Here is a 12,184-nt window from a genome sequence, read left to right as displayed (position 1 = left end):
AGTGTTCAGAGATGAACAATGCAACCCAGCCAGATGAAACAAAGCTCTTTTAAATAACCGAAGCAGACTTACAAAGCATCAAGCAAGCTCAAGTCACCAGATGTCGGAAGTACATCACCTGTTCCATCGTGTTGGACGTAAAACATAACAAGCTAACACGTAAATCAGGAAGCAGATTTCCTTCGGGAATCTGGTGACCATAGCAGAGTGGAACCACCCGGTCCCGTTCCGAACCCGGAAGTGAAACACTTTAGCGCCGATGGTAGTTGGACGATAGGTCCTGTGAGAGTAGGTCGTCGCCAGGTTATATGCCCGCTTCTAGCTAACGCTGGAAGCGGGCTTTTTTTGTGTATGTTGAATGTCGAATACTGATTACCCATTGCACAAATGATAGATATTTCTAATATACAATTATTATGCTAGGGGTCAGGGCTTTTTTATGTGTTTTGTGAAGAAGTGGTTGTCCTTTTTATGGCGCCTTTTTCGTGCTGTTTTTAGCAAGCGTGGAATGCTTGTTATTGGGGGTCTTGCGCTTACTCTGTTTTTAGTGGGGATTCTCTACCATGCTGTGTATAATCATATCGCCGAGAGGGATTGGGAAGAGGCTAAAGAGCGTTGGGAGAATGAACTTGGTGGAAAAACGCGTGCTGATATTTTTAAGCAAGTACCATCAGTGTTGAATATTGGGCAAGATGAGAGGGTTATTGCCTACTTTGAGCAAGAGGAGCCGCCCTTAGATCAAATCAGTTATATGCCATTGAGTGAGCATAGTGAGTATGTCATTTATGAAGGCAGAGGCAAATCAGCTTTGGACTTCTTTGTTGAGGGCAGTTTTGAAACTGAAAAGGAAGCGGCAGAATACCTTCTCGGATTGTTGGAACCTTATGAGGGTGATATTGAGTTATTTGAAAATTGGTTTGATAGAGAGTTCTCGACTATGTCGGGTATGAGAGAGCCTCTGAGTATTGAGTCCTTGAAGAATAACTCAGTGAGTGAAGAGATTAAGTATGTCAATGTAGCTCGGTTCTTTGTGTCTCGGTCTAGGTATCGAATGCAGGCTCATCAGTGGGAGGCTGCGTCGGAAGATTTGAAGCGGGTAGCGAATGCTTATCGTTCATTGGGTAATGATCCACTGTTGGTGAATTTTTTGCTTAAATTGTCCTATTTGCATGACACCAGAGATTTGTTTGCGTCTGGAGTTAGGGAACACAGTTGGAATGAAGAAACACTTAGATTTTTAGATAAAATACTCAGTGCGGTGGATCTAAAAAGCTTCTACCAAAGAGTACCAATTGGAGAATATTATTATCTTCATGATTTCATCGAGCTTTATGCAATCCACGGACAAGAAAAGGTAAACCAATTACTCTATAATCAATATGAAGAGATGCTCTCTTTTCTGGTAGACGAAAAAGATGAGCTTATCGATTGGGATGCTCTCATAGATGAGGTAATGCTATTTCTGCTTCCTGAAAAGATAGCGATGCGAGGAGCTGCTGATAGTGCTCATTTTGGCATCAATTATGCGATGCCGGCTTATGCTAAAGCTCCTCATGTTGACGTATATATTGAGTTAAAAGGGGCTGTCCCTCAGTATTCATGGTGGAGGTTATCTCCTGAGCAAGCTTCACCAATTTATGTTAATCAGTATACGGGCTATCTGGCAGGAATTACTACACATCAATTGATGCGTTGTGCGATTGCCTTGGAATTGTATTACTTGGAGCATGGAGCATATCCAAAATCTTTGACTGAGCTCAAAGGTTTAGAGACAGAAGATTATAGGAATGTCTTTGGAGAGGGAGCTTTATATTATGAGGTTTTGGAGGATGGTCATTATAAACTGTATTCGAATGGGCCTAGTGAAGAGGTTAAGCCGATACGAGGATATGTAGATGAGGAAGAGCGCCCTAATTATAATCGCATTGATTTTTTTGAGGGGATGAAGAGTTGAGCGTTTTGTGGGTAGTTACACCCAATTCGATCCTGACTTTGATGCTATTTGTGATGTCTACTAGCGAGAGGAGAGCTGTCTTGTGAGCTCTCAACTTTGAGAGTTAATGACACAGGTTTAAATGACTACCTAGTCCCGTTCCGAACCCGGAAGTGAGGTTGGGAACGTCTGCTAGGTGGGCCGAGCGGATCTGACGGGGGAATGATTGAGGCAAAGTGTTTATGGGCTGAAGGTTGTAGTGGTTGGTAGCCTATGGAGCGGTGGGGATCCGTTAAAAAGTATGCGTCTGAGCTAATCTAATATTCATATTGCTTATGGTAGCTTGCGGCGAATTTAGGGGCTGATTCTTTCATATTAGTCTTTACTCATTCTATATTTTCGAATTTTTGACCACATCAAGTCTATGAAACGAGCTGCCGCCTGTATCACTCTCATCACTTCTGTCACATGCGCACCTGTGTGGGCTTATCCTTATGATGATTCTCTTTCTGACATTTCGGATGATCTCGAGTTGATAGCGACTCAATCCAGGACGACTGGTAATGATATCACCTACAATATTCCGATTTCAGGTTGGCCTACTCGGATTAATTTCTATGGCCAAGGTGGTGATGGAGGTAGTGCACACGCTAGTACAAGCATAGGCGATGACAAGCGAGCGACTGGTGGTGGGGGAGCTTCAGTATTGGCTAGTTTTGATGTCAACACAAGCCGCGCAAATACGCTTAGGCCTGGTGGGCAAATTCGTATTCTCACTGGTAGCCGTGGTCAGTCACAAAGCAATAAGAGCAACGTTGCTAGCGGTGGCGGCGGAGGGGCTACTGGTGTGCTCTACAGAGCACCTGAGGAAGGTGCTCAGTGGGAGCTTCTGTTTATCGCTGGTGGCGGTGGTGGCGCTTGTGCGAGTACAGCAATTAGTCAGACGTACAGCACGAACGGCAAAAATGCTAATACGGACACCAGTGGTGATGATGTAGGTAATATCAGCGGTGGCTCAGACGGAGGCGCTGGAGTCGGCTGGGATCCAGGTGCCGGTGGTGGCGCAGGTTGGACACAAGGTGCTGGAGACGATCAGGGAGGAGACCAATTTAGTGTTGGTGGATCAGGCGGTCAAGGTGTCAACGATGGACCTTATGGAGGCTTTGGCATAAGTGGTGGCGGTGCAGGACATCGTAGGTATGACATTAACAACCACAAAGGAGGCGGTGGCGGAGGAGGTGGCTATTCTGGTGGTGCTGGAGGAAATGATGATCAGAGTGGTACGAGCGAAGAAGGTGGTGGTGGCGGTAGCTATGTGGCATCTTGGAATGCGTCTCATGCTATTATTGAACGTTCAGGGGATAACCAGAACGGTCGCGTGACGGTTACCTTTTCTGTCATTTCCAGTGCTACTCTCACTGCTCCGAGCTTAACTCTCTCAGGTGAGTCATCGGTGACACTCTACAATGATCAACCCTACAGTGAAGATGGAGCCTCGGCTACCGATCTCTATGGTAATGATGTCACTGTTGCGATTTCTACGCCTAGTGGACTAACCAATGGTGATTTAGGAACTTTCACGATTACCTATAAGGCGACTGATCAATTTGGTCAAACGACTACTGTAACTAGAAGTGTTACAAGACTTACTAATCAAATTCCAAGTACTCCACAACTTTCCAGTCAGACAGTCAGTGAGAATACCACTCTTGTAGGCACACTCTCATCCACTGACCCAGAAGGTGAAGATGTGAGCTTCGAGATTATTGATGGCTTCGAGAAAGATTATTTTGAAATCATCAATGGGAACCAGCTAGCATTTAAGGTAGCACCAGATTACGAGGACCCAGACGATGGAGGTTCTGATAATACCTATTATGTGAGCCTCATCGCTAATGATGGTGCCGTTGATTCTAATAGATCGAATTATATCATCGAAGTACGTAACGTAGAGGAGGCACCACCAGCGCCGACTTTAAGTAATCTTCTAGTCGATGAAAATACTACCGCAGTGGGTACGTTATCCGCCATTGACCCAGAAGGTGATACCGTCAGCTATAGCATTAGTGGTGGTGCTGACCAGAACTTGTTCCAGATTACTCATACGAACCAACTATCCTTCAAGTCTGCGCAGAACTTTGAAAACCCCAGCGACTCTAACGATGGAAATAACTACATTGTGGAAGTGACGGCTACGGATGGAAGCAATATCTCGGCAAGTGCTTCCCACACAATTTTAGTTCAAAACGTCGATGAAGCTCCTGCTGCGCCGACACTGTCTAACCTTAATGTCGTTGAAAATTCGACTACCATAGGAACTCTCTCTGCTATCGATCCAGAAGGTGACTCAGTGACTTTCGCCATTGATTCAGGCACGGATCGAGACCTTTTCGAGATTATCAATGGCTCGACTCTGGTCTTCAAAGGTGCTCCTGATTATGAGCGGCCTATCGACCAAAATGCAGGTAACGATTATCGGGTGCTCATTACCGCAAGCGACCCTGAGGGGAATGTATCTTCAGCTGAGCGTTTCATTGTATTGATCTCGGATCAAGAGGAGCCTGCCTATGATGAGTTTCGTAGTACATACGGGCTTGCGGCGGATGGCTCAGAAGACGCTCTAGACCGCTCTGGTAATGGTGTGGCTAATCTCTTTTATTTGGCCTTTGGGTTAGGTGATCCTAGTGATAGTGAGATTGATGTTACGAGGCTTCCGACGTTTATATATGATGCCGCGAATCGGCAATTTGTTGTAAGCTACGTCCGTTCTTCGTCATTAAATTTAGAATATGCCGTTTGTCTGAGTGATGACCTCAAACTATGGGTTGAGGAGGATAATTTGGCTGTATCCGAGCAAGCAACAACTGGCACGATAACTGATTTAGGAGGCGGTTTCGAAAGGGTGACTAAAATTTTTCCAGTTCTTTCTGGTTCGTTGAAACGATTCTACATAGTCGCAGTAAAGCAAGAGAGTGAATAGGGCGATAATGACGATTTATCAGTACACTCATGATATGAAATCAGTATGACTAAACACGCTTGTCACGGAAGCAGGTTCACGGGAGCCTTAATAAGGCTCTAGATTCTTACGAGGGGGGCTCTATTGTAAAACCCATCATTAAGCGCGGCATGGCTGCGCTTTTTTGTGTATGGCACATTGTTTATTTGAAGTGCTTGTGTCATTTTTGCCAGAAATTGATAAGATTAGTTGGCGCGCATGCGTTTCCTGTATTACTGAGAATCATCTACCACAGCTAGTACGCCATGACTGAACACGACTATACTATTTCCCTGAACTACCAGCACAGGATTCGTTTTACCCGTGATGCCTTTGCTGAGGGAAACCGTATGCTCGCGAGACTCTTGCAGACGAATGGACGGGCGAAGGTATTAATCTATTTAGAAGATTCAGTCGCTGAAGCATTTCCAAAACTGCAGGAACAGATGGTGGAATATTTTGCCAGTACGCCTGGCTTGGAACTCAAGCGTGTCCAAGTGGCACCTGGTGCTGAAATTTGTAAGAGGGATGAAAAGGTTCTGCATTCTGTTTGGGATACGGTGAATGAAGAGAAAATAGACCGTCATAGCTATATTTTTGCGATTGGTGGTGGAGCCTTCTTGGATGTGATTGGTTTTGGTGCTGCCACTTCACATCGTGGGGTGCGCTTGGTGCGCTTTCCAACGACGACTTTGTCTCAAGATGATTCTGGGGTGGGTGTCAAAAATGGGATCAATGCCTTTGGTAAGAAAAACTGGCTTGGCTCATTTGCTGTACCTTATGCGGTGGTGAATGATTTTGCATTCCTACACACCCAACCAGAGGATGTGCGCCGTGACGGGCTCGTTGAAGCGGTGAAAGTTGCTTTGGTAAGAGACGGAGCATTTTTTGATTGGTTAGAAGACAATGTGAAGCTCCTTACTAAATTGCGTCCCCACGCATTGGAGGAAGCCGTTGAGCGCTCGGCAATTTTACATGCGGAGCATATTGCGCAGGGTGGGGATCCGTTTGAATTAGGTTCGAGTCGCCCGTTGGATTACGGGCATTGGTCTGCGCACAAACTTGAGCAATTGACTGATTTTTCATTGAGTCATGCGCAGGCGGTGAGCATCGGTGTGGCTCTGGATACGCTATATTCTTGGCGGACTGGGCGACTTTCTGAGGATGGAGCAAAGAGAGTATTGAGGCTTTTGGATGGGCTCCAGTTACCTCTCTATCATGAGGGGTTTGAAATGCAGCATGAGGATGGTCGCCGCAAGGTGTTTGATGGCCTTGAAGAATTCCGAGAGCACTTAGGGGGGGAGCTCACCGTATTGTTACTCAGAGATGTTGGGAAAGGCGAAGACGTTCACCACATGGATGAGGCATTGTTGGAGTTCTGCATGGAGATGTTGAAGCACTATTCTCGTGCGAGTTCTATCGAAGAGCGTGAGAGGTTGTTCCATTAGGTGAGTGATGCGTCGGCCAATTGGCTGATGTTGTGTAGACTCGCTGAGGTGTTGATTGTCGAGTGCAGGATCTGGGGGCTGTGACTTGACGGCTATTTGGATCTGGTTAGAAGTAGAGTTATGAAGCGCGTAGTTGTCTTAAATGTGGTGGGCTTGACTCGTTCGGTGATAGGTGAGCATACGCCGAGGATTCGAGCTTTTGTGGAGAGTGGCCAGCTATCGAGTTTTAAGCCGGCATTTCCAGCGGTGACATGCACGGCGCAGTCGAGTTATGTGACGGGGTTGTCGGAGGCTGGGCACGGGGTGGTTGCGAATGGGTGGTATGACCGTGAGGCTGCAGAGGTGAAGTTTTGGAAGCAGAGCAATCACATTGTCCAAGGGGAAAAGATTTGGGAGGTTCTCAGGCGCGATCTACCGGGGTTTACCTGCGCGAAGCTATTTTGGTGGTACAACATGTACTCGACGGCTGACTGGACGATTACGCCACGTCCCATGTATCCCGCGGATGGGAGGAAGGTGTTTGACGTTTACACTCAGCCGATGGGTATGCGTGAGGAAGTGAAAGCGGACTTAGGGGCATTTCCATTTCCGACGTTTTGGGGGCCGAATGCGAGCATTCCATGCAGTGAGTGGATAGCGGAGTCGGCTAAGTGGGTAGAAGCGAAGCACGAGCCGACACTGAGTCTGGTGTATTTACCGCATTTAGATTACGGCTTGCAAAAGTATGGGCCTGGAGCTTCTGAGATGGATGCTGAACTGGAGGCGATTGATCGAGTCGTTGGTGATTTGATTGATTATTTCGAGCAACGCGATGTGGAGGTTGTCTTGTTATCTGAGTATGGGATTTCTAGGGTCGACAAGCCGGTTCATCTCAATCGACTTTTTAGAGAAAAGGGATGGATTACGATAAAGGAGGAATTGGGAACTGAGATGTTGGATTGTGGTGCCTCTCGGGTTTTTGCAGTGGCCGACCACCAGGTGGCGCATGTGTATTTGAATGACCAGAGTTTATTGGAAGAAGTGCAGCAACTGCTGATGGAGACAGATGGGGTGGAAGAGGTACGATTGGGCAGTGAGGCCTTTGGTAAGAATGGAAAGGGACACGAGCGTGCGGGCGATTTGGTAGCGGTGAGTGATGAGAACGCTTGGTTTACCTATTATTATTGGTTAGATGACGCCGTGGCACCTGATTTTGCGCGCTGCGTGGATATTCACCGCAAGCCCGGCTACGACCCGGTAGAGCTTTTCTTAGATCCAGAGATTGCTGCGCCGAAGCTGAAGATTGGGTCCTTTTTATTGAAGAAGAAGTTAGGTTTCCGAGCTTTACTTGATGTGATTCCTTTGGACGCAAGTTTGGTAAAGGGGTCACACGGGCGAGATCAGGTGAGTGAAGATGAACAACCGATTTTCGTCACGCGGGAACGACACGAAGCGCTTGGGGGTGCCGAAGATGTTTTTAGTCGCATTTGTGCTTTGGTAAAAGCGAGGGAATTGGGGGAAAAGTAGAAAAATTGGGAGGAATCAGCGATGGAAATGTGTGCGATTCAGTGTCCAAGTTGTTTTGAGTGGTTTGAAATTCCGCGTCCGGAGTTAGCGGGGGCAGATTTTGTAGAAATTGATTATGATTGCGAGGTGTGTTGTCGTCCGATGTTAGTGACTGTGGATGAAAGTGGTGTGATGGCACGTTCATTAGATGAGCTTTAGTGGCGGGAAATAAATGCATTTTTTTGCAAAAGAGAGCTTGCAATCGGCGACGGATTCGTGCAGTTTCCCGCCGCACCGCGAAAGCAACCAAGATTCCTGAGAGGGAAGCTGGTGCAACCAACTCCAGATCGGGGAGTAGCTCAGCTTGGTAGAGCGCCGGCTTTGGGAGCCGGATGTCGCAGGTTCGAATCCTGTCTCCCCGACCATTTTAAATGTCCCGCTACTGTAACGGTAGCGGGATTTTTTTATGGGATATTGAGGGGGGAGATTAGACGAGGTGTTCGACAATGGAGTCGACTAGGAGCATGCCTTTGTCGGTCAGGCGCAGGTGGTTATTTTCCAAAGCTGCAAGGCCCTCGTTTGTGAGGTCGGGAACGCGAGATTTTTCATCGTCAGTGAGTTGCTCGTATGGGAAGCCTTCGAGAGTGCGGAGGCCTAGAGCTAGACGCTCTAGGTGGAGGTCTTCTTGGCTGAGTTCTTCGATTTCAGTTTGAGCATGGCCTACGTGCTGTACCTGTTTGATGTATTGAGCTGTGTCAGGCACATTTTTCCAACGTCGCTGTCCGATGGTGGATACGGCCGATGGGCCGAGTCCTAGATAATTGTGTCCTTTCCAGTAGGAGGCATTGTGGTTGGAACGGGTGCCTTTGCGGGCGTAGTTAGAGGTTTCGTAATGCTCGAAGCCGGCTTGAGTGAGGAGCTTGTGGGCGAGGGTGAACATTTGGGCGTTCAGTTCGGGGTCATCGTGGTATTCGCCTGCAGTTAATTTATCAATGAAAGCGGTGTCCTCTTCATACGTGAGGTTGTATGCGGATATGTGGTCGGGTTGTAGAGCGATGGCGGCCATCAAGGTGTCTTGCCAGCTTTCGAGGGATTGTCCGGGGATGGAGAACATGAGATCGATATTGATTTGCTCGATGCCAGCTTCGCGGAGAATGGGAACGGAGGCTTGTGCTTCTTCGCGATTATGTTCGCGTCCAAGCGTTTTAAGCACGGTGTTATCGAAGGACTGAATGCCAAGGGAAATGCGCGTGATGCCGAGTTGTTTAAAGAGCTGTGCTTTTTTGAGGTCGAAGGTAGCGGGGTTTGCTTCAAAGGTAAGTTCTTTGAGCTGGCTGCAATCGAAGGTTGATTGGAGGCCATGGAAAAGTTTCTTGAGGTGAGTAGGTGAGAGCATTGAGGGGGTTCCACCGCCGCAGTAGAGAGTGGATAGAGGGTTGTGACCTAGGGAGTTTTTGTAATGTTGGGCTTCTAGGATGAGTGCGTCTACGAATGCGCGCATGTCGGTATTGCCAGGTGTATGCTTGTAAAATGAGCAATATGGGCAGATGCGGTGGCAGAAGGGAATGTGGAGGTAGAGTTGCACTGGTTGTTAGTTTGTGATTCAATTTTTCTGTGCAGCAACAAGTAGATCTCGGTAAAAGTGTTTTAAAGGGGGTGTCGCGCTCCTTCTACCTGACGATCCGGTTATTGCCGCGTTTGATGCGTGAACCGGTGAGTTTGGGGTACTTGTTGGCACGTGCTTCTGACACGATTGCTGACACTGAGCAAGTCCCGGCTGGTTTGAGGGAAGCATGCTTAGCAAAATTTACTCCTGCACTCAAAGATAAAGAGGTGCGGGAGGAATTGATCGAGTTGATTCGTACTTCATTTATTGAGTACCAGACGAATGATAAGGAACGGCTTTTACTGGAACGGTTAGACGATGTTTTTCATTGGTATGATTGCATCATCGAGTGGGCGTGGGATGCGATTGCGGTGGTGCTGGATCATATTTGCAAGGGGCAGATGCATGACATTCGTCATTTTGCGGTGAATCGGCATGCGAGCTTGGAGGACGCCAAAGCTTTGGAGACCTATTGTTATCAGGTTGCTGGCTCGGTGGGTGAATTCTGGTCTGAGGTGGGCTACCAATCGAATCATCGGTTTTCACGGATGGAGCGAGCGTTGTTGGACGAAGCTGGTGGGGAATATGGCATTGGCCTACAGCTGGTAAACATCTTGCGTGATTTACCGGAAGATTATGCGAATGGTCGTTGTTATCTGCCGGTTGCCAATGCAGGAGATAAGGAGGAGATCATGCGAGCTGCGAGGGAGTGGAGGCAAAAGGCGCGAACGTATATCGAGTCGGGTTTCACCTATGCACGATCAATTCGGCAATGGCGTAGTCGGGTGGCGACTGTCTTGCCGGCGATGATAGCGAAGGAGACATTAGATTTGCTAGATAGAGCGAGTTGGGAGGATCTGGAACGCGGGGTGAAGGTCGATAGAGCGACGGTGAAACGTTGCTTACGTCAGGCGCTCTTTTACTGAGGATGTGGTCTCGGATTCGCTTGGGCTGAGTCGGGGAGCATATTGGGCGGAGAAGATTTTCGAGCTTGGGTATTTGATATGGGAGGCCAGTCAGCCCCGTCATCCCTGGGGGACTCGTTTGGAGCCTGAGGGGGGAGCGCGGTAGAATCGATAGGATATGGGGAGATTTATCATCCTTGTCGTGCGCAGTGAGGGTTTGTGGCGCATATAAAGTCGAAAATGGCGTAAGTTCGTGTTGCCATGTGTGGGGATCTGACAATAATGCACACCCAATTTTTCACCACAAAAGGGAAAAACATTATGAGCAAAAGTGATTTTGGCCTGATTGGCCTCGCCGTTATGGGACAGAACCTGGTTCTCAACGTAGAGAGCCGCGGCTTCCAAGTTTCCGTCTACAACCGTACGACATCCGTGACAGATGAGTTTATTGCAGCGAATCCAGGTAAGAAGCTGGTAGGTGCTCAGTCTTTGGAGGAATTTGTCGATAGTCTTGCCTCCCCACGTAAGATTCAGATCATGGTTAAAGCAGGGGCTCCAGTGGACGCAGTGATCGAGTCCCTCATTCCTTTGCTTGATGAAGGCGACATCATCATTGATGGCGGTAACACACTTTACACTGACACTGAGCGTCGTGAGAAGTATCTCTCAGAAAAAGGTTTCCGATTCATTGGAGCGGGTGTCTCTGGTGGTGAAGAGGGAGCCTTGAAAGGCCCTTCAATCATGCCAGGTGGACCCTCATCCACATGGGAGGTGATGCAGCCTATTTTTGAAGCTATCTCAGCGAAGGTCGACGGGACTCCATGTGTGACACACATTGGCGAAGGTGGTGCAGGTCACTTTGTGAAGATGGTTCACAACGGTATTGAGTATGGTGACATGCAGTTGATCTGTGAAGCCTACAATATCTTCAAGGCAGCAGGTTTCAGCAACGCTGAACTCGCCGACATTTTTGCTGAGTGGAACGAGGGTGACCTCGAGTCATTCTTGATCGAAATCACAGCTAACATTTTCAAGCAGAAGGATGCTGAGACTGGTGCAGACATTGTCGACCTCATCGTTGATAAAGCTGGCCAGAAAGGCACCGGCCGCTGGACCGTCATGGAGTCAGTGGAACAAGCTGTACCATTCTCCACCATCGCAGGTTCGGTAGAAGCACGTATTATTTCTTCACTCCGCGAGCAGCGTAAGACAGCCTCTGGCATCCTTCAGGGGCCAGATAACTGGAACTTTGAACTCACGGGCATGAGCAAAGAAGAACTAGTTTCTAAGGTGCGCAATGCACTCTATGCTTCTAAGATAGTATCCTACGCGCAAGGTTTGGATCTCATTGCTAAGGTTGGTAAGGAGAAGAACTGGGGGCTTGATCTTGGAGCGATTGCACGTATTTGGCGTGGTGGTTGCATTATCCGTGCTCAGTTCCTCAACCGCATTACTGAAGCTTATGAAGCTGACGCTGATTTGACTAACCTCATGTTGGCTCCTTTCTTCACCGAGATTCTCAACAAAGGCCAACAAGATTGGCGTGAAGTTGTGGGTCTAGCCGCTGTAAACGGAATCCCAGTGCCATCCTTTGGTGGTTCCCTGAGCTACTACGATGCCTACAGAGCTGAGCGTCTTCCAGCTAACTTGCTCCAAGCCCAACGTGATTTCTTCGGAGCACACACCTACGAGCGTGTTGATAAGCCTGAAGGTGAATTCTTCCACACTGAAGATTGGCCAGCATTGATTGACTAAATTGATGTACTGACTCCCCCCCAGCCATTCGCAGAACGGCAGGGAGGTTCTTTT

7 protein-coding genes, 1 tRNA gene and 1 rRNA gene are annotated in these 12,184 nt (G+C 48.0%); 8 read left to right on the top strand and 1 reads right to left on the bottom strand.

Annotated features, from left to right (window positions below; translation table 11 throughout):
* The first annotated feature begins 189 nt into the window (after window positions 1-189).
* From rrf to ACFSW8_RS01900, 6 genes are all read left to right on the top strand, one after another.
* A 5S ribosomal RNA gene (rrf, locus tag ACFSW8_RS01925) occupies window positions 190-305 on the top strand.
* A gap of 143 nt (window positions 306-448) precedes the next feature.
* Entirely contained in the window at window positions 449-1,954 is a 1,506-nt protein-coding gene (locus tag ACFSW8_RS01920; protein WP_377089897.1) for a hypothetical protein, read from the top strand.
* A 403-nt stretch (window positions 1,955-2,357) separates the two neighbouring features.
* Window positions 2,358-4,913 carry an immunoglobulin-like domain-containing protein gene (locus ACFSW8_RS01915; RefSeq protein ID WP_377089898.1) on the top strand — a complete coding sequence of 852 codons (2,556 nt, stop codon included), beginning with the start codon at window positions 2,358-2,360 and terminating at the stop codon, window positions 4,911-4,913.
* A 284-nt stretch (window positions 4,914-5,197) separates the two neighbouring features.
* Window positions 5,198-6,379, top strand: coding sequence for a 3-dehydroquinate synthase (locus ACFSW8_RS01910; protein ID WP_377089900.1), 1,182 nt, complete (start codon window positions 5,198-5,200; stop codon window positions 6,377-6,379).
* Window positions 6,380-6,499: 120 nt separating this feature from the next.
* Window positions 6,500-7,885, top strand: coding sequence for an alkaline phosphatase family protein (locus ACFSW8_RS01905; protein ID WP_377089901.1), 1,386 nt, complete (start codon window positions 6,500-6,502; stop codon window positions 7,883-7,885).
* Between the two features lie 327 nt (window positions 7,886-8,212).
* Window positions 8,213-8,289 (top strand) — tRNA-Pro (locus ACFSW8_RS01900).
* Window positions 8,290-8,351: 62 nt separating this feature from the next.
* On the opposite strand, the gene hemW is transcribed toward ACFSW8_RS01900, so the two are convergent.
* A complete protein-coding gene (gene hemW, locus ACFSW8_RS01895; RefSeq protein WP_377089904.1) occupies window positions 8,352-9,449 on the bottom strand; it encodes a radical SAM family heme chaperone HemW in 1,098 nt (365 codons plus the stop codon).
* A gap of 29 nt (window positions 9,450-9,478) precedes the next feature.
* Between hemW and ACFSW8_RS01890 the strand changes: the two genes are divergently transcribed.
* On the top strand, window positions 9,479-10,396 hold the full coding sequence (locus ACFSW8_RS01890) for a phytoene/squalene synthase family protein (protein WP_377089905.1): 918 nt from the start codon (window positions 9,479-9,481) through the stop codon (window positions 10,394-10,396).
* Between the two features lie 300 nt (window positions 10,397-10,696).
* Window positions 10,697-12,130, top strand: coding sequence for a decarboxylating NADP(+)-dependent phosphogluconate dehydrogenase (gnd, locus tag ACFSW8_RS01885; protein ID WP_377089907.1), 1,434 nt, complete (start codon window positions 10,697-10,699; stop codon window positions 12,128-12,130).
* Window positions 12,131-12,184 lie beyond the last annotated feature (54 nt).

Origin of the sequence: Rubritalea tangerina, from assembly GCF_042683245.1 — a bacterium.
GTDB classification, from domain to species: domain Bacteria; phylum Verrucomicrobiota; class Verrucomicrobiia; order Verrucomicrobiales; family Akkermansiaceae; genus Rubritalea; species Rubritalea tangerina.
The sequence above is the reverse complement of the archived record's forward strand: the minus strand, read 5'-3'. Positions and strand labels throughout refer to the sequence as shown.